The organism is Lacinutrix undariae, from assembly GCF_052934785.1.
The window spans coordinates 1,969,906-1,988,403 of the sequence record NZ_CM128809.1 but is presented as its reverse complement, the minus strand read 5'-3'; the positions used below and the strand labels follow the sequence as shown (position 1 = coordinate 1,988,403).

Annotated in this window: 16 protein-coding genes; 9 read left to right on the top strand and 7 right to left on the bottom strand. The window is 31.9% G+C overall.

Features of this window, described 5'->3' with window-relative positions; genetic code table 11:
• The first annotated feature begins 65 nt into the window (after window positions 1-65).
• The 4 genes from gcvP to ACU4C5_RS08755 all read left to right on the top strand — a co-directional run bounded on the left by gcvP (window position 66) and on the right by ACU4C5_RS08755 (window position 6,071).
• Window positions 66-2,909 carry an aminomethyl-transferring glycine dehydrogenase gene (gene gcvP, locus ACU4C5_RS08770; RefSeq protein ID WP_446843827.1) on the top strand — a complete coding sequence of 948 codons (2,844 nt, stop codon included), beginning with the start codon at window positions 66-68 and terminating at the stop codon, window positions 2,907-2,909.
• A gap of 113 nt (window positions 2,910-3,022) precedes the next feature.
• Window positions 3,023-4,081 (top strand): 3-oxoacyl-ACP synthase III family protein, encoded by a 1,059-nt coding sequence (locus ACU4C5_RS08765; RefSeq protein WP_446843826.1) that lies wholly within the window; start codon window positions 3,023-3,025, stop codon window positions 4,079-4,081.
• Window positions 4,082-4,306: 225 nt separating this feature from the next.
• A complete protein-coding gene (locus ACU4C5_RS08760) occupies window positions 4,307-5,218 on the top strand; it encodes an FkbM family methyltransferase (protein ID WP_446843824.1) in 912 nt (303 codons plus the stop codon).
• Between the two features lie 4 nt (window positions 5,219-5,222).
• Window positions 5,223-6,071 carry a glycosyltransferase family 2 protein gene (locus ACU4C5_RS08755; protein ID WP_446843823.1) on the top strand — a complete coding sequence of 283 codons (849 nt, stop codon included), beginning with the start codon at window positions 5,223-5,225 and terminating at the stop codon, window positions 6,069-6,071.
• Here the strand turns inward: ACU4C5_RS08755 and ACU4C5_RS08750 are convergent.
• Together ACU4C5_RS08750 and pafA are read right to left on the bottom strand one after the other, a co-directional pair.
• Window positions 6,064-6,873, bottom strand: a complete 810-nt coding sequence (locus ACU4C5_RS08750; protein WP_446843822.1) for a DNA/RNA non-specific endonuclease — start codon at window positions 6,871-6,873, stop codon at window positions 6,064-6,066. The genes ACU4C5_RS08755 and ACU4C5_RS08750 overlap by 8 nt on opposite strands.
• Window positions 6,866-8,536 carry an alkaline phosphatase PafA gene (pafA, locus tag ACU4C5_RS08745; protein WP_446843821.1) on the bottom strand — a complete coding sequence of 557 codons (1,671 nt, stop codon included), beginning with the start codon at window positions 8,534-8,536 and terminating at the stop codon, window positions 6,866-6,868. Before pafA ends, ACU4C5_RS08750 begins: the two co-directional genes overlap by 8 nt.
• Before the next feature lie 111 nt (window positions 8,537-8,647).
• Here pafA and ACU4C5_RS08740 point away from each other — a divergent pair, with 111 nt between their 5' ends.
• Together ACU4C5_RS08740 and ACU4C5_RS08735 are read left to right on the top strand one after the other, a co-directional pair.
• A complete protein-coding gene (locus tag ACU4C5_RS08740; protein ID WP_446843820.1) occupies window positions 8,648-9,388 on the top strand; it encodes an MlaE family ABC transporter permease in 741 nt (246 codons plus the stop codon).
• Window positions 9,385-10,152: an ABC transporter ATP-binding protein gene (locus tag ACU4C5_RS08735; protein WP_446843819.1), complete on the top strand. Its 768-nt coding sequence runs from the start codon at window positions 9,385-9,387 to the stop codon at window positions 10,150-10,152. The genes ACU4C5_RS08740 and ACU4C5_RS08735 overlap by 4 nt, the downstream gene beginning before the upstream one ends.
• Window positions 10,153-10,258: 106 nt before the next feature.
• Here ACU4C5_RS08735 and ACU4C5_RS08730 read toward each other — a convergent pair whose 3' ends face one another.
• From ACU4C5_RS08730 to ACU4C5_RS08715, 4 genes are all read right to left on the bottom strand, one after another.
• Window positions 10,259-11,728: a DUF389 domain-containing protein gene (locus ACU4C5_RS08730; protein ID WP_446843818.1), complete on the bottom strand. Its 1,470-nt coding sequence runs from the start codon at window positions 11,726-11,728 to the stop codon at window positions 10,259-10,261.
• A gap of 65 nt (window positions 11,729-11,793) precedes the next feature.
• Window positions 11,794-12,873 carry a mannose-1-phosphate guanylyltransferase gene (locus tag ACU4C5_RS08725; protein ID WP_446843817.1) on the bottom strand — a complete coding sequence of 360 codons (1,080 nt, stop codon included), beginning with the start codon at window positions 12,871-12,873 and terminating at the stop codon, window positions 11,794-11,796.
• Window positions 12,874-12,875: 2 nt separating this feature from the next.
• On the bottom strand, window positions 12,876-13,475 hold the full coding sequence (locus ACU4C5_RS08720; RefSeq protein WP_446843816.1) for a SprT-like domain-containing protein: 600 nt from the start codon (window positions 13,473-13,475) through the stop codon (window positions 12,876-12,878).
• Window positions 13,476-13,575: 100 nt separating this feature from the next.
• On the bottom strand, window positions 13,576-13,962 hold the full coding sequence (locus ACU4C5_RS08715; RefSeq protein WP_446843814.1) for a hypothetical protein: 387 nt from the start codon (window positions 13,960-13,962) through the stop codon (window positions 13,576-13,578).
• Window positions 13,963-14,172: 210 nt separating this feature from the next.
• On the opposite strand from ACU4C5_RS08715, the gene ACU4C5_RS08710 reads away from it, so the two are divergent.
• The 3 genes from ACU4C5_RS08710 (at window position 14,173) to ACU4C5_RS08700 (ending at window position 16,883) form a co-directional block, all read left to right on the top strand.
• Window positions 14,173-14,856, top strand: a complete 684-nt coding sequence (locus ACU4C5_RS08710; protein WP_446843813.1) for a hypothetical protein — start codon at window positions 14,173-14,175, stop codon at window positions 14,854-14,856.
• 328 nt (window positions 14,857-15,184) lie between these two features.
• Complete coding sequence (locus ACU4C5_RS08705) at window positions 15,185-16,267, top strand: YHYH protein (RefSeq protein ID WP_446843812.1); 1,083 nt, start codon at window positions 15,185-15,187, stop codon at window positions 16,265-16,267.
• The gene (locus ACU4C5_RS08700) at window positions 16,257-16,883 is read left to right on the top strand and encodes a hypothetical protein (RefSeq protein WP_446843811.1); all 627 of its coding nucleotides are present in this window, start codon (window positions 16,257-16,259) and stop codon (window positions 16,881-16,883) included. Before ACU4C5_RS08705 ends, ACU4C5_RS08700 begins: the two co-directional genes overlap by 11 nt.
• A gap of 158 nt (window positions 16,884-17,041) precedes the next feature.
• On the opposite strand, the gene ACU4C5_RS08695 is transcribed toward ACU4C5_RS08700, so the two are convergent.
• Window positions 17,042-18,112 carry a methyltransferase gene (locus ACU4C5_RS08695; RefSeq protein WP_446843810.1) on the bottom strand — a complete coding sequence of 357 codons (1,071 nt, stop codon included), beginning with the start codon at window positions 18,110-18,112 and terminating at the stop codon, window positions 17,042-17,044.
• Window positions 18,113-18,498: the final 386 nt, after the last annotated feature.

The window sequence follows — 18,498 nt, the reverse complement described above, 5'->3', positions numbered from 1 at the left end:
TTAGATTAGCAAAAAAACTCCATTAATTCCTTATTTTCGCGCCTTAAAACACAACTACTTTTAGAATGAATACAACTGATTTCTCACTACGTCATATTGGTCCTAGAGAAGAGGATCAAAAGCAGATGTTAAAAACCATTGGTGTTGACTCACTAGATCAACTTATTTACGAAACGTTACCTGACGATATTCGTTTAAAAAAAGATTTAGAGCTAGATGCTCCAATGTCGGAATACGACTATCTTAATCATCTTGATAAGTTAGCCAATAAAAACAAAATTTATAAAACATACATTGGTTTAGGATATCACCCAACCATTTTACCTCCTGTTATTCAACGTAACATTTTAGAAAACCCAGGATGGTATACCGCTTACACACCTTACCAAGCTGAAATTGCTCAAGGTCGTCTAGAAGCTTTGTTAAATTTCCAAACCATGATCACCGATCTTACAGGAATGGAATTAGCAAATGCGTCTCTTTTAGATGAAAGTACTGCTGCTGCCGAAGCCATGAGTTTATTATTTGCAGTAAGAGAACGTGCTCAGAAAAAAGCAAACACTAATAAGTTTTTTGTTTCTGAAAACATCTTACCACAAACCCTTTCACTTTTACAAACAAGAGCATTGCCTATTGGTATAGAATTGGTTGTTGGAGAAGAAGCTACTTTTGATTTCTCTACTGAATTTTTTGGAGCTATTTTACAATACCCAGGAAAAGACGGACAAGTTACAGACATAAAATCTTTTATAGAAAAAGCTAAAGCTGCTGAAATAAAAGTAGCCGTTGCTGCCGATATTTTAAGCTTAGTAAAACTTGAAGCTCCAGGTAAATTTGGTGCCGATGTTGTTGTTGGAACCACACAACGTTTTGGAATCCCAATGGGATACGGTGGACCTCATGCAGCATATTTTGCAACTAGAGCTTGCTACAAAAGAGATATTCCGGGTCGTATTATTGGAGTTACCAAAGATACCGATGGCAATAGAGCTTTACGTATGGCCTTACAAACACGTGAGCAACATATAAAAAGAGATCGTGCAACATCAAATATTTGTACTGCTCAGGTATTACTTGCTGTTATGGCAGGAATGTACGCTGTATATCACGGACCAAAAGGATTAGAGTTTATTGCTAATAAAGTACACACTAGTGCTGTTACTTTAGCAAATGCTTTAGCAGAGTTAGGTTACGAGCAAACAAACACCTCTTATTTTGATACCCTTCAAATTAAAGCGAAGGCTAAAAAAATAAAAACGATTGCTAACGATAAGAAAATAAACTTCTTTTATCCAAGTTCAAATACCGTTACAATTTCTATTAATGAAACAACGTCTATAGAAGATCTTAACGCCATTATTGCCGTATTTGCAAAAGCATCTAAGAAAAAAACAATCAAACTTTCTGAACTTACAGAAAATAATACAATTGCTAAAGACTTACAAAGAACTACTGAGTTTTTAACTTTAGATGTATTTAATAGCCATCATTCTGAAACTGAATTGATGCGTTATATAAAAATGTTGGAACGTAAAGATTTATCATTAAATCAATCTATGATTTCGTTAGGATCTTGTACAATGAAATTAAATGCAGCAGCAGAAATGTTGCCATTAAGTTCTCCTAAATGGGGAAGCATTCACCCATTTGTTCCTACAAAACAAGCTAAAGGATATCTTACAGTTTTAAAAGATTTAGAAGATCAATTAACAGAGATCACAGGTTTTGCTGCAACATCTTTACAACCAAATTCTGGTGCGCAAGGAGAATTTGCCGGATTAATGGTAATTAAAGCATATCACGAATCTCGTAATGATCATCACAGAAATATTTGTTTAATCCCTTCTTCTGCTCACGGAACAAATCCAGCGAGTGCAGTTATGGCAGGAATGAAAGTAGTTGTTACAAAATCTACTGCAGAAGGAAATATTGATGTAGACGATTTACGTGAAAAAGCAGAGTTGCATAAAGATAACTTATCATGTTTAATGGTAACTTACCCATCAACTCACGGAGTTTACGAAGCTTCAATTAAAGAGATTACTAAACTTATTCATGATAACGGCGGACAAGTTTATATGGATGGTGCAAATATGAATGCTCAAGTAGGATTAACAAATCCTGGAAATATTGGCGCAGACGTTTGTCACCTTAACTTACACAAAACATTTGCTATTCCTCATGGAGGTGGTGGACCAGGTGTAGGACCAATTTGTGTTGCCAAACAACTTGTACCATTTTTACCAGGAAATCCAATAATTAAAACAGGAGGAAAACAAGCTATAACAGCTATTTCATCAGCGCCATTTGGCTCTGCTTTAGTATGCTTAATCTCTTACGGATATATTAAAATGCTTGGAGCAAAAGGTGTTACAGATGCTACTAAAACAGCCATTTTAAATGCCAACTATATTAAACAACGTTTACAAGGAAATTTTGATACACTTTACTCAGGAGAACGTGGTAGAGCTGCACATGAAATGATTGTAGATTGCCGTGCATTTAAAGCTAACGGAATTGAGGTAACAGATATCGCAAAACGTTTAATGGATTATGGTTTTCATGCACCAACAGTATCTTTCCCGGTTGCAGGAACTTTAATGATTGAACCTACCGAAAGTGAAAGTAAACAAGAAATGGATCGCTTTTGTGATGCTATGATTTCAATTAAAAAAGAGATTGACAATACCACAAAAGAAGACACTAATAATGTCTTAAAAAACGCACCACATACACAAGCAATGGTAACTAGTGATGAGTGGAATTTCCCTTATTCTCGCGCTACAGCTGCCTTCCCTCTTGATTACGTGAAGACTAACAAGTTTTGGCCAACCGTAAGACGTGTGGACGATGCTTATGGAGATAGAAACTTAATTTGCACATGTGCGCCTATTGAAGACTACATGTAGGAGTAAAATTACGTCTTGAACGTCGTAATTTCAATTAAAAAAAAATGCTTTTTAAAACCGTTACTTGTATCTTTGTTTACTAGTAACATTTTAAAAGGCATTTTTTGTTTAATATGAGTATTAAAATAACAGGAACAGGAAGCTATATCCCTAGCAATATTGAAAAAAACGAAGATTTTCAAGAACACCATTTCTTAAACGCAGACGGCACATCTTTCAATAGCACAAATGATGTAATTATTGAGAAATTTAAATCGATAACTGGTATTGAAGAAAGGCGCTATATTAGCAATCATCTAACCTCTTCTGACATGGCTTTTTATGCAGCAGAAAAAGCAATAACAGACGCCCAAGTTGATCCAGAAACTATTGATTACATTATTGTAGCTCATAATTTTGGAGATATCACCAATAATTCTAATCAAAGTGACTTAGTACCATCTTTAGCTGCTAGAGTAAAACACAAATTGCGTATAAAAAACCCAAAATGTGTAGCATATGATGTTGTATTTGGATGTCCTGGATGGATTGAAGGTACTATACAAGCTCATGCATTTATAAAAGCAGGAATAGCTAACAAATGTTTAGTTATTGGATCTGAAACACTTTCTCGTGTAGTTGATAAACATGACAGAGATGCTATGATTTATAGTGATGGAGCAGGCGCAACAATTCTAGAAGCAACCAATGAAGAAGGTGGAATTTTAGCTCACGAAACAGCGAGTTACACATACGAAGAAGCTCATTTTTTACACTACGGAAAAACTTATGATATAACATCAGATTCAGATACGCGTTATATAAAAATGGACGGTCGTAAAATTTATGAATTTGCACTAACTAACGTTCCTAAAGCAATGAAAGTTTGCTTAGACAAAAGTGGTATTGCTATTTCAGAAGTGAAAAAAATCTTTATTCACCAAGCAAATGAAAAAATGGATGAAGCGATATTAAAACGCTTTTACCGTTTATATAAAACAGAAATCCCTGAAGGCATTATGCCAATGAGTATCCAGAAATTAGGAAACAGCTCAGTAGCAACAGTACCTACATTATTTGATTTAGTGAGACATGACAAACTAAAAGATCACAGTCTTAACAAAGGAGATATTATCTTATTTGCAAGTGTTGGTGCCGGAATGAATCTTAACACAATTGTTTATAAGTATTAATATATCGCTTTCGCGGAAATACTAACTGCATAATACATTTTTTATAATATCTACAAACGCATGAGGCTACTAAGCTTCATGTGTTTTTTTGTTAACAGCTATTATGGTCTAAATGTAAAAAAGTGAAACAGTAATAAGTCTATGTTCTACATAAATAATAGTAACATTAACATTTAAAAATCATAACTTCGTCAGCAGTATTTTTTTTACATATAAAGCAGATTCATGAGCGTTATTCAGCAATTATACAAGATTATATATCACAAGAATATAAATTACATCCTTAGAAATATTAACTATGTTGTAAGTCCTATATTTTTAGGCAAAATTAAAATCCCACCATCTGGTTTACTAAAATTAAAAACAGATTCTGGACTATTAAATATTAAAACAAATCAAACAAGTTATTTAACGCAACTCCTGTTTTGGAATGGCTATAAATCTTTTGAATATTCTGCACTTTTTGAAACACTTTCTAAAAACATTGACGTTTTTTTAGATATTGGATCTAATATTGGTTACTACTCGCTATTAGCCGCCAACGCTAACCCACAAATTAAAGCCTATGCTTTTGAGCCTGCAATGGGACCAAAACATTATTTAAAAGCAAATATTGAAGTTAATAATTTCAACAAAAACATTAAACATTTAGATGTAGCACTTTCTGAAAATGTAGGGAAAATTGATTTTTATGAAGTTGAAAACATAAAATACAAATACCTAAAATATAACTTAGCTGGCGAAGGAAATGCGGGTACAAAAACAACCTCAAGAAACTTTGTGAAAAATACGGTAAACTCTAAAACATTACATCAATTTATTGAAGAAGAATCACTTTCAAAAATAGATTTAATTAAGATGGATACCGAAGGAACAGAAGTGAATATTTTAAAATCTGGGAAAGATAGTATCATAAAACATCAGCCAATTATTATCTGTGAAACTTTATTTAATAATATAGAATCTGAATTAGAAGATTTCTTCAAATCATTAAATTACACCTTTTATAACCACACACCTCAAGGTTTAAAAAAAGTATCAACCATTACTCGTGATATAGATAATGGTATCAGAAATTGTTTTTTTGTTCCTGATTCAAAATTCAATTTAATTTCTAAATTTGTTGTAAAATCTTAATTTATTGAACTTTTCAATCATCATACCCGCTCATAATGAGCAAGATTTAATTAGCTTAACCATCAACTCTTTGGTTAATCAAACTTTACTACCCAAACAATTGGTTATTGTTAACGACAACTCTACAGATAATACGCAGCAAATTGTTGAAGAATTTGCAAAAAAACACGATTGGATTACGCTAGTAAATTCTACCTCATCAAACAAACATCTTCCGGGAAGTAAAATTATTAATGCCTTTTATAAAGGTTTTCAAACATTAAATCTTGATTATGATGTGATTTGTAAGTTTGATGCCGATTTAATTTTTCCGAAAAACTACCTTGAGCAATTAGCCATTCATTTTAATGAAAATAAACAATTAGGAATGGTTTCTGGTTTTTGTTATATAGAAAAAAACAACCAGTGGGTTTTAGAGAATCTCACCAGAAAAGATCATATAAGAGGCGCATTAAAAGCTTATAGAAAAGCCTGTTTTACACAAATTGGACAACTAAAAACCTCTATGGGTTGGGATACTGTTGATGAATTGCTGGCAAAATTTTATAACTGGGATATTTTAACCGATGAGAGTTTACATGTTAAACACTTAAAACCTACAGGTCAAAGCTATAATAAAGCGTCAAAACACTTGCAAGGAGAAGCTATGTACAAAATGAGGTATGGTTTCACTATCACGCTAATTTCTGCTTTAAAACTGGCTTATAAGAAAAAAAGTTTTCTACTCTTTAATGATTATGTGGCAGGCTTTTTTAAAGCTAAACACAATAACATTGACTATTTAGTTAGCGAAGAACAAGGTAAATTTATACGTAAATTACGTTGGGACGGAATGCGTAATAAATTTAATTAAAACTCCACCCTTTATAACTACTTGATGCTTCTAATTTATTTTCGATAGCATCATCTAATTCTGGAAAAAAGTCAATTCCAGTAAGTGCTTCAATTTCATCAACCGAAACTACAAACTTATACAAAGGTTCACTTGAATTTTCATGAGGCATTAAAAAAGCTAACATTTTTGGCGCACCATTATTCGCATCAATTAAAACTTTATAAAACTGATTAGGAACCGCAATTTTTTCGTCTCCAATAGTTTTCATACGCCCTTTTAAAACACCACCTGTTACTACAAAAACGCCATCGTATTTTTGAGCCCAATAGCGCACTTTTTGCTCAAGCGTATTCCAAATTCCAGCATTAAACTTATGTTCTTGCGGACTGATATTACTTGTTAAAAAAGTTTCATCATGGGCAGATTTACTGTAACGTCTATCTGCTGCGGGACATAAATGCCCTTTATCATAACCTGAGTTTTTATAATTACGCCAGCTAGCAGCACCCGATTTTACAGCGTTATCAATTTCAAAATAAGGACGCTTAAAATTAGTTTTAGATAGCTGATTTCGTTTTAACTCATACGCTACCCATTCGGCTTGCTCATTAGCTTCACTATATGATAACGAATATCCGTTGTGATGTACAACTTGTCCCGTTGTACTTGTAGGCATAAACGAGACATTAGTATTGGTTTTTACAGTTTCGCCAGCTTCAACAACAGCATCGGCAACTGTTTTATCAAAGTAAGCCTCGTAACCGTAAACACCAATTACAATAACTATGGCAATCGCCGAATACAGATTACGTTTATTCATTCTCTAATACAAATTCTAAAGGTTGACCAGTTGCGCCATTAGGAAAATTAACACCTAACATCATTGACATAGTTGGAGCAATGTCTGTAACTATTGTTTTTTGTACTGTACTTCCTTTTGCGATACCATTACCAAAGAATAAAAGCGGTACATGTGTATCATAACTAAAAGAAGACCCGTGTGTAGATCCTGTTTTACTGTAAGAAATTACTGCTGGGTCGTAAACAAAAATCACATCTCCAGAACGTTTTTGGTTGTATCCATTCTGAATTAATTCTTCAATACCCGTAGTAAATGACGTAGAATACATAGTTGTACCAGTATATACTTTTGAAACATGCTCGTAAGCTATCATTTCATTAACAAGTGCTAATTGCACCTCTTGCAAATTCAGTTTTAAATCTTGTAATTTTGTTCTGTTGAAAAACACTTGATTATTACTGATACTTTCAACAAGATCTGAAGCTCCGTAAGTGTTTTCCATAAATGTATTTACTTTTGTTTTTAATTCAGAAGAATTTACATATCCTGCAGGAATTTTCACACTCTGTAAATATGAAGGGACGTTTACCGCAGCATGATCTGCAGTTAAAAACACGGTATACTCTCCTTTTCCTACTTGCTCATCTAATGCGTTAAATAAACGCTCAAGATCTTTATCTAAACGAATATAAGTATCTTCAATTTCTTTTGAATTTACGCCAAAATTATGTCCTACATAATCCGTACTAGAAAAACTAACTGCTAAAACATCGGTAATATTATCCACTCCTAATTGTTCTCCTTTAATAGATGCTATAGCTAAATCTGCAACAATACTGTTTCCGTAAGGAGTTGCTTTTATAATATCAAATCCTTTATTAGTTTCTTTTAAAGTTGCTAAATCGTAAGGAAACGTTGCCGTTTCTTTTCCTTTAAATCCGCCTTCAAAATTATTTAAATCACTTCCACTTTCTGTATATGTTGAAATATCATAATACGTATCCCAAGTTTTTAAATACGATTCTGCAATATTCGAATCATTAAAATCTTGTACCCATTTTGGTAATTCATTCATATAATATGAACTTGTAATAAAACGTCCTTCATCTTTTCCATGAAACCAAAATGCCCCATTTGCGGTATGACCTGCTGGTAAAATTGCACCTCTATCTTTTATTGAAATTCCTATTGTTTTACCTTTCATTTGCGTAAACAATCTGTTTTCATCAGTAAAAGTCGTTGTTAGCATACGATTTGGAGACATTTTCCCTGCATCATCTTTTGTTCCTACAGATGTTACATTATCATCTTCAGCACAATACACACTCTCTTTTACTTCTTTATCATACCAATAATTACTAATTATTCCGTGATATTTTGGCGTAGTTCCTGTATAAATAGAAGCATGACCTGGTGCGGTATAAGTTGGCACATAATTGTAATGATTATTTTTACAGTTAAAACCTTCATTCATCATACGTTTAAAACCTCCATCACCATATTTTGCTAAAAAACGGGTTAAATAATCGTATCGCATCTGATCAACTACAATACCAACCACTAATTTTGGCTGACTTGTTTGTAAATTTGTTGTAGATGTTTTTTTAGCGTTTACATTTTGTTGAGCGCTGCATGATGTAGATATAGCAAGGGCTAACAGAAGAGAAAATAAATTTTTCATTGTATGTTTTTATAAATGATGTTCAAAAATACAGAATTTAACGCATCATAATTTAAATTTAAAGTTAAATACCTATATCTTTTTTTTACTTTAGCAGTTACAAATTTATATATGAAATACCTTCATAACATTGGCGCCTATTTTTTAATGATTGCAGAAGTATTTCGCAAACCTACTAAGTGGTCTGTGATGCGTACCTTAATCTTAAAAGATATTGACGACTTAATAATTGGCTCACTAGGAATTATAGCTTTTATCTCCTTTTTTGTAGGAGGTGTAGTTACAATACAAACAGCCTTAAATATTGATAATCCTTTAATACCTAAATATCTAATTGGTTTTGCCACTAGACAATCTGTTATTTTAGAATTTGCTCCTACATTTATCTCCGTAATTATGGCAGGTAAAGTAGGCTCATTCATCACATCTAGTATTGGTACCATGCGTGTTACTGAGCAAATTGATGCACTTGAAGTTATGGGATTAAACTCTTTAAATTATTTAGTTTTCCCAAAAATAATTGCTTTACTTTTATATCCTTTTGCAATTTCAATAGCAATGTTTTTAGGGATTTTAGGAGGGATGGCTGCTTGTGTTTATGGTGGATTTGGTTCGCTAGACGATTATATTACAGGGATACAAATGGATTTTATTCCGTTTCATCTTGCCTATGCTTTTATAAAAACATTTGTTTTTGCTTTTGTTTTAGCAACCATACCTTCTTATCATGGTTATTATATGAAAGGTGGCGCACTAGAAGTTGGAAAAGCAAGTACAACATCATTTGTTTGGACTAGTGTTGTTATTATTCTTTTAAACTATTTATTAACTCAAATGTTACTAAGTCAATGATAGAAGTTAAAGATTTACATAAATCATTTGGAGAGAATCACATTTTAAAAGGTGTGACTACTAGTTTTGAAAAAGGAAAAACAAACCTTATTATTGGGCAAAGTGGTTCTGGTAAAACAGTATTCTTAAAATGCTTATTAGGTTTATTTCCTTATGAGAAAGGAAGTATCGCTTATGATGGTCAAGTTTTTGGATCATTATCTGATGCCGATAAAAGAAACTTACGTGCCAAAATAGGAATGGTATTTCAAGGTAGTGCTTTATTTGATTCCATGACCATTGCCGAAAACGTGATGTTTCCTTTAAAAATGTTTACAAAACAGAGCAAGAGTGAAATGCAAGATCGTGTAGATTTTGTACTAAAACGTGTTAACTTAGAAGATGCTCACAATAAAATGCCAAGTGAAGCTTCTGGAGGAATGCAAAAACGTGTAGCAATTGCACGTGCTATTGTTAACAATCCAAAATACTTATTTTGTGACGAGCCTAACTCTGGTTTAGATCCAAGAACGTCGATTGTGATTGATAATCTTATTCAGGAAATTACCGAAGAATATAATATAACTACCGTAATTAACTCACATGACATGAATTCTGTGATGGAAATTGGTCAGAAAATTGTATTTTTAAAAGATGGTTATAAAGAATGGGAAGGTTCAAAAGACACCATTTTTAGAACCGATAATGAAGCCGTTACTAACTTTGTATATTCTTCTAACTTATTTAAAAAAGTACGTAAAATGTACATTGAAGAGCATGAGTAGCTACGCTTAAAATATTATATTAATTTCACATCATCTGTTAGAAAAAACAAAAACCTATTCTAGTTACTAGAATAGGTTTCAACTTTACTTATTTATTTTACTACATCTACTTTATAATTTTCACTTGTAAAGTATCTAGTTTCAGTTTTAATTTCAACCAGCGTTCTAACTTATTAACGTCTTTAGCTACATTCTCAGGATCTGAAGTATCATCTTTCCATTTTACCGTAAAAACAGCTAAAGTATCAACAGTTATAAAATCACTAGTTATCTGTTTTGCGTAAGCTATTGACTCTAGGTTATCATAATTAATTTGTGCTTCATCTACTACTTCTTTAAAAGGTATCTGATCGCGTTCTAATCGCGATAATGCTCTCACTTTGTCTTCTAAATATACAATTTTTTGAGATTGAGATAATAAATCTAGAGAGTCTCTAGAACGCAATTCTTCCATATACTCCAAGTTGTTTATCGAACGATTTTCAACTTGATTCACATACAGTTTTGTGTTTTTTAAAGATTTATAATTCGCAAAACGCGACTCTAACAAGTCTATTGTGGTTTGCGGAATTTCTTCAGCTCCAAACGGTATTAATTCAATTACAGATTCGCCTTCGTCATTATATGTTGCTGTTGCATATTTTTCAATATAACTTGCGTTTGGTAATGTTTTGGTTTCATTTTTAATAAAAGCTGCAGCATCGGTTTCAAAATTACTTTTCTTTAACACGCTTAAGAACGTTAAAATAGCAGGAATCATAACAAGAACAGCTAAAACAGAAGCAATACGTGCAGTACGTTTTCGTTTTGCAGAATTCGCATATTTTAGCATTGGAAATTTTAAAATTTTCAGTACTAAAAAGGTTGCCATTGCAATAAAGATAGTATTAATGGTAAACAAATACATGGCTCCTGTAAAGTAATCCCAATTCCCAATAGCTAGTCCATAACCGGCGGTACATAAAGGTGGCATTAATGCGGTTGCAATAGCAACACCAAAAATAACTGAGGCAATAGTTCCTTTTTTTGTACGTGCAATAATTAAGGCTAAACCTCCAAAAAAAGCTATGAGTACATCACGAATATCTGGTTGTACACGTCCTAAAAGCTCAGAAGTATCTTTACTTAGCGGAAAGAATTTAAAAAATAAAAAGGCGGTTAATAAACTTAAAACAATCATAGTTGCTAAGTTGATTAATGCTTTTTTTAAGGTATCAATATCATTAATTGCTACAGATAAACCTATTCCTAAAATAGGCCCCATTAACGGCGAAATTAACATGGCACCAATAACTACTGCAGTAGAACTGGCATTAAGCCCAATAGAAGCGACAAATATTGAACAAATTAAAATCCACGCTGTTGCTCCTTTAAAAGGAATATCGGCTTTAATTGCTGCAATAGTTGCATCTCTATCTGTGTCTTCTCTAAAGTCTAATAGTTCTCCTAAAAACTGTTTAATACTCATAAAAAGACCATGAGCGTCTTCTTGTACAGCTTTTTTAGATTCATTTACTGTTTGTTCTTTTTTAGCTTCTTTTTCGGCCTCAGAGAAATTAAATTTATGCTCGTCCATATTCTTAAAATACTATAATTTCAATATGCTTTATTATTATTAAAAATGTAAGAAAAACAAAAAAATTAACCGTGCTTTTTACCAAATTTTGTTTTTACATCATTGAGCACACGCTTTATATCTTGTTCTTTTGCTTTAGGAAAGATAAGCAAAACTTCATCTTTATCAACAATAATATAATCTTTTAAACCATCAACAATTACAATTTTGTCTTTTTCAGTTCTAATCATATTTCCTGTCGCGTCTTCTAATAAAGTTTTAGAGTTTACGATGGCATTATTATTTTCATCCTTATCAAGTTCTTGGTATAAGTTTCCCCAAGTTCCTAAATCATTCCAATCAAAAGTTGCTGGTAACACATAAATATGTTTACTCTTTTCCATGATAGCATAATCTACCGAGATGTTTTCGGCTTTAGGATAATTTTCTAAGATAAACGCTTCTTCATGTTCTGTATTATATACAGGAAGTCCTTTTTCAAACAAACCAAATAATTCAGGTTGATCGTTTTTAAATGCATTAATTACGGTTTTGGCGCTCCAGATAAAAATTCCGGCATTCCATAAAAAATTCCCCTGATTAATAAAGGTTTTAGCGGTATTATAATCTGGTTTTTCACGAAATTGTTGTACAGATTTAATAGCTGTATTGTTCGTTTTATCATATTCAATATAACCGTAACCCGTATTTGGAAACGTTGGCTTAATACCTAAAGTTACCAAGCTGTTTTCTTTTTCGCAAAAATTGAAGGCTTGCTGTACATTTTTGGTAAAAGCGGCTTCATCTTCAATCCAGTGATCACTAGGTGCAACAATCATCATTGCCTCTGGATTTTCTTTCTGAATTTTCAACGAAGCATACAAAATACAAGGTGCGGTATTTCTCATTTCAGGTTCCAAAATAACTTGTCTTTGAGAGACTTCTGGAAGTTGTTCTAACACTAAATCATTATAATTTTCGTGTGTTAAAATAAATATATTTTCTTTTGGTATAAGTCGACTTAATCTACTGAATGTTTTTTGAATAAGGGTATCTCCTGTTCCTAATAAATCGTGAAATTGTTTAGGAAATTGGCTTGTACTTACAGGCCAAAAACGAGACCCAATGCCTCCTGCCATTAAAATAGCATAATAATTTTTATTCATAGTTATTTATTTAAAAGCTCAACTTCTGCATTTGGATTAAAAAGATACAATTTTTCTGACAAAACTTCAACACATTCATAACGTTTAGTGCGTTTTTTCCCTTTTATAAACACACGATCGTTGTGTAATTTAAAAGATTGGCCTTCCGGAACTTCAAAAACATAGGTCTTATCATTAGGAGTATCAAATTGTTTTAGCGCAAATGCTAATTTCACATCCGTATCACTACTTGCTTTTGGATTTTTAAAATGAAGTGCTAAAAGAGGTAATAAATCGTTAGGAAAAACTAACGGATTAATTAGCGGTAACATTAAAAGCTTAAATGTTAACTTCCACTCATGTCCGTGAGGTTTTATATATTTTCCTTCCGTTTTATAAACTTTTAAATGCGCTATTTCATGTACAAGCGTAATTAAAAATTTATATTTATTAAGATTAGCATTAATTGTAATTACATGCGAACCATTTGGTAATTGCCTATAATCACCATGCCTGGTTTTACGCTCCTTTTTTATTTTTACTACTAAATCCTCCTCCTCTATGAGTTTTAAAATATATGTATAGGAAGTTGGTGGAATATAATCCTGGAGAATATGATGCATAACACAAAAATAACATTTTTATACAATTTTAAACATCAAAATTACACGAGTGTTGTTACGAACAAAAAAGTATAATAATTCTTTTAATTAATGATTATCACTAATCCATTTTAGCTTGTATTACATCTCTAAATGTTGGAGGATGTTCGGTAATTTTTCCAGCACCTTTTTTATTCACTTTAAAAGTGACATCTTTTGTTGTTGTAAATAATAATACAGAGCTAAAAGATTTCACTAAATGAGGTTTAAGCATCATATAAGCTTCATCTAAAGATAATGTTTCCTCTTCATCTTCGGTTTCTTTTGAGCGGTAACGTAACTTCACAATTACTTTAAAATCGTCTTCAGAAGCTAAAGGTCTTACAAATATGTTTCGCAAGTTAGGTTTCCCTATTGTTTTTGCCATTGTTAATTTGGCAAAACGCCCTTCTTTGACACTTTCTTCTACTTGTTCCCAAAAAAGAACAAACTCTTCTTGATATGACATAAATTAAGGATTTGGTGATATAAAATTTCAGACATCAAAAATACTATTAATAATTCAATTATCGGGTTTGATATCCTTCTAAACGTATTTAAACTAAAACTATTTTATTCAATTTACTGAGCGATTTAAAACACTTAAAACCTTATAATTCATATTTTTTCAGTACATTAGAAACTCAATCATCTATCAATTTCATAATCCCATTTTTCTATGAAAAGATTCAATCTTTTAATCACCTTTTTAGTCTTTACAGTTTTAACTAACGCACAAGAAAACACTAATAGGTATCCTAATTTTATAGGTAAAAATTTAAGTACTATTGAAAACAATCTGGATTGGAAAATACTACAGAAAGCATCGGGAGATTTAAACAATGATAATCGCAGTGATATGGTTTTAATATTAGAATCTACAGACTCTATTCTAACCAAAAGAAATGAAGTCTCTAAAGTTCTAAAAAACAAACCTCGAATTATTGTTGTGCTTTTAAATGAAAACACTACCCAAAGCGCGATTATTCAAAATAACAAATTTATACCTTTAGGTGATGAAGGCGGCATGTTACCTTACCTAGAACCTGAACTAACAATTAAAAACGGGCTATTATCTATTTTCTATCAATACACACGTAGTGAAAAATCTTATACGTTTGCCTATAAAAACAAACAGATGATGATTACCGCTGCAAACTTTTCGGGTGTTACACAAGCTGCTATTGGGACTTTTGAAAATAACAGTTATGATTTTAAAAAAGGAATTATTGTTCATGAAATTGGAAATATATCGGAAGAAGCATCTACTTCCCAAACCCTAAAATTAAACGTTACAGCTAAATCACTTTCAGATTTTAATGAAATTAACGAATGGGAAGTTGCTAAAGGCATGTTTCTATAAACATAAAATCAATAATTAAAAGCCTATAAATGGATACGATCTTTTGGATTTGCGTAAAAATCATGCAAGTAATGAGCGGTATGTTAGGTATTACTTACCAACAGTTAAACGTTATTTTATTTGTTATGCTTCATCCCGCAATAACAATTTATATATATTTTAAATATCGAAAATATAAAAAGCAATCAAAAAACTTGCAAGCCAAGATAGACGGTGTTTAATAAATTAAAAAAAACAGTAACTTAACACAAGTTTCTTCAACAAAAAACATCTAATACATAAAGTAATATAGTTTCACAAAACATTATAGATTACACATCATCACATTATGATAAAATCATCATTTAAAATTCTTATAGCAAGTCTACTTTTAGTAGGATTTTCAGCATGTAAAGACAAAACAGCCGATACTAAAAACATCACCCAAGATAAAGTGACTATTGCTGTAAAGAGCGAGAATTTTTTACCGGGAGGTTTAGCTGAACCCATTACTATTGAAAGCAGAACACTTTCAGACGGCACCACTTCAGATTGCTACAAAATAGTTGTTACCTCAACACCTACAGATCATGAAATGGGACCTTGGTGTCCTGATAATATTGCTGATGATGCTTCTGCCGGAGGAATTTGGCTAGAAGATGGAAAAGCGTATGATGTAGATGGTGAATTTGTAAAAAACTTAGCTACGTTTTACAAAGATGATACTTGGATGTTATATGATAAAGACACAGGAAAAATCACAAAAACAAGTACAAAACAAGAATGTGAAGAAGCTGCCAACCCAAATGTAGGTGAAGAGTATCAAAATTACTGCGTAGAATGTTTACCCTCTTATGTGGCCGATGTGACACATACTTATTACATTCCGGTAACACCTAAAAAAGCAGCTACTGCTTACTCTTTTTCTAGAGGCCCAAGAGGTGGCGGAGGTCCAGGTGGACCAGAAGGACACAAAAGACCAGAACATCCAGAAGATGATGGCACACATAAAAGACCTGAAGGGCAAGGACCACCTCCAGAAAACCAAAATGGAATGCCTTCTAGTAGAGGTTTAGCTTTTAATGGTGTTGTTTTTGATGCGCCAGCTCCTACAGATAATATTTTGGCGGCTTATACCCTAGCGCCTTTTGATGATGCTGGTGGACATATTAATTTAGCTGCCGGATATCATTATCACGCAGCAACTGGTATCTCTAAAAAAATTAGCCAAAAAGATAATCACGCAGCAATGATTGGTTACGCTTTTGATGGTTATGGAATTTACGAAAACACTAATACTAACGGAAAAGAAGCTACAGATTTAGATGATTCTAGAGGTCATTATGATGACATTAGAGGTTATCATTATCATGTTGATAAAGCAGGAAACAATAACTTTATTAATGGATTAAGAGGAGAATATGCTTTATAAAAAAAATATAAAACCTTTATTAGTTTTAGGTGTAATACTAATAAGCCATATTACGTTTGCTCATCAACCTGATGTCTCAAATATTATTATTTCGAAAACTGAAAACGGACAAATTATTTTACAAATCAACAGTTCGTTAACTGCTTTTCAAGAGGAAGTGATTTATAAAAATGGTAAAGGTGCCTATAAAACTCCAGAAGAATTTGAAGCCTTAGCAATAGCTCACTTTAACACTAGTTTTTCATTTATAGTGAATGAAAACGATACTTTACAATTTAAAAACACGAAGTTATTTTTAGGTCACGAAACAAAGTTAGTTACCGAAATTATAGGACTTCCAAAAACGGTAAATATCATCCAACTGAAGAATGAATTATTTAAAGACATTCATAACAATCAATCTACAGTAATTTTTTTATTAGAAGGTTTCCCGAAGGAAAAACATGTTTTAAAACAAGATAACAATCACCAAATACATCTTGTACTCAATGATGAAACCTGGGAAAATACAGCAACTTTAAACGCAGGATTTAACCCGGTATATATAATTATTATACTAGGTATTGCTATTTTATTTTTCATCATAAAAAAGAAGCGTAAAACAATAAAATCATAAATATTAAACATCATAATTTTATAAAAAACAACTAAGTAATACTTATTACTAGTTGTTTTTTTGCTTTAAAAAGGAGTTAAAAAGTTACATTTAGACAAAAAAAATCAGATAAAAATCATTACGATTCTTATCTGATAATTTATTATAAACTAAAAAGTTTATATATGTTTTAAAACCCAAAGTTCAACCTCTTCTAGATCTCTCCAGTTTTGATCTCTTCTTGTTCTATCTGATGCAGATTTTACTGAACGTGTGTAACATTTTTCTAACTGAAAACGTCCACCTTCATCTAATTCTTTTTTTATAGGGTGTGCTTTTGTAACCTTTGTAATTTGTGCTAAATTAGAAAATATAATTACTAATTCGCCATCAGGTAATAAGCGTTTTTTAGCTTCTTCAAAAAACTCAGGAAATAGTTGTCTGTTATAATAAATAGCTTCGTCTATTTTATCTAAGTTATGAGATTGTGGTAACCAAGGCGGATTAAAAACAATCAATTCGGTTTGTTTTTCCCACTTCCCAAAAAGGTGTCCAAAATCTAATTCAATCTTTCTAGACATTTTAGTGCCTTTCATAGATTCGGTAAGTCCAAAAATAGCATTTGGATTGGTATCTGTTCCAAAAACTTTTTGAAAACCATGTTTTATAATTTGCAAAGCAAGTACACCACTTCCTATACCAACTTCAATTGCAGATTTTTTTGGTCCTTCATAACGTTTTAACCAGTTATCAAAAAGGATTAAATGATCAAATCTTGTTGGGAAATACGTGCCGTAAAAAGGGTGTAATTTATTACGAAGCACAGGTGTTAATATTCCGTTTGAATACCATTGCCAAGAACTATTTAAACCTTGAATTTGAGGAAAAGACAAAAAGAAATCTCTTGTTTCAGGATACAATTCTTTTAACCAGCCAATAGAAGGTGCTTTTTTAAGCGGTAATTGGTGGTCTTTAATTTCGGTTAAAATAAGGTTAGATAATTTATGGTAAGCAGCACGATACTCGCGTTGTTCTTTAAATGTATGTCCGGAATATTGTCTTTTTAGGTGATTTTTAAGTTCATTAAGAAGCATTAAACCATCACTATAATAATCGGTAATTAATAAATTTGTGCCTTCTTCTAGTTCAAAAATAGCGCGTTTAACACTACTTTTACTATCAAATCCTAGCAATTTTCCTTTATCTAATTGAAGCGCCTCTGGCTTATTTATAGTTAAATCTGTAATCATTTTTTTCAGTATAAAAGGGGTCGTGAGCAATTTTTCACATCTTTAATTAGCTATTTTAACATCAAATTAAAACACTTTTAGCAGCATTTTATTCAACAGAAATAATAGTATAAATTAAGGATATTTGCCCTACGATAATTAAAATTCTTATGGCGTATTATTGGCTCTAGCAATTAGGCTTCAGGTTATCTACTAGACTTGTATTGATAAAAATTAAAGATTTACAAAACAAAATCTTAGCAATTCGCTGAAGTACTGCGAGATGATAATTAATAACAACACATAAAAAATACGGTGCAAAGATACTTTTTTAAACCCATTATAATACCATTTTCTTAAATTATAAAACAGCCAAAATCATAACGATTAATATCATCTAAACATGT

Excerpts from the sequence above, each read along its gene's own strand:
- gcvP (WP_446843827.1), top strand. The coding sequence starts at position 66 with ATGAATACAACTGATTTCTCACTACGTCATATTGGTCCTAGAGAAGAG.
- ACU4C5_RS08765 (WP_446843826.1), top strand. The coding sequence starts at position 3,023 with ATGAGTATTAAAATAACAGGAACAGGAAGCTATATCCCTAGCAATATT.
- ACU4C5_RS08760 (WP_446843824.1), top strand. The coding sequence starts at position 4,307 with ATGAGCGTTATTCAGCAATTATACAAGATTATATATCACAAGAATATA.
- ACU4C5_RS08750 (WP_446843822.1), bottom strand. The coding sequence starts at position 6,873 with ATGAATAAACGTAATCTGTATTCGGCGATTGCCATAGTTATTGTAATT.
- pafA (WP_446843821.1), bottom strand. The coding sequence starts at position 8,536 with ATGAAAAATTTATTTTCTCTTCTGTTAGCCCTTGCTATATCTACATCA.
- ACU4C5_RS08740 (WP_446843820.1), top strand. The coding sequence starts at position 8,648 with ATGAAATACCTTCATAACATTGGCGCCTATTTTTTAATGATTGCAGAA.
- ACU4C5_RS08735 (WP_446843819.1), top strand. The coding sequence starts at position 9,385 with ATGATAGAAGTTAAAGATTTACATAAATCATTTGGAGAGAATCACATT.
- ACU4C5_RS08730 (WP_446843818.1), bottom strand. The coding sequence starts at position 11,728 with ATGGACGAGCATAAATTTAATTTCTCTGAGGCCGAAAAAGAAGCTAAA.
- ACU4C5_RS08725 (WP_446843817.1), bottom strand. The coding sequence starts at position 12,873 with ATGAATAAAAATTATTATGCTATTTTAATGGCAGGAGGCATTGGGTCT.
- ACU4C5_RS08720 (WP_446843816.1), bottom strand. The coding sequence starts at position 13,475 with ATGCATCATATTCTCCAGGATTATATTCCACCAACTTCCTATACATAT.
- ACU4C5_RS08715 (WP_446843814.1), bottom strand. The coding sequence starts at position 13,962 with ATGTCATATCAAGAAGAGTTTGTTCTTTTTTGGGAACAAGTAGAAGAA.
- ACU4C5_RS08710 (WP_446843813.1), top strand. The coding sequence starts at position 14,173 with ATGAAAAGATTCAATCTTTTAATCACCTTTTTAGTCTTTACAGTTTTA.
- ACU4C5_RS08705 (WP_446843812.1), top strand. The coding sequence starts at position 15,185 with ATGATAAAATCATCATTTAAAATTCTTATAGCAAGTCTACTTTTAGTA.
- ACU4C5_RS08700 (WP_446843811.1), top strand. The coding sequence starts at position 16,257 with ATGCTTTATAAAAAAAATATAAAACCTTTATTAGTTTTAGGTGTAATA.
- ACU4C5_RS08695 (WP_446843810.1), bottom strand. The coding sequence starts at position 18,112 with ATGATTACAGATTTAACTATAAATAAGCCAGAGGCGCTTCAATTAGAT.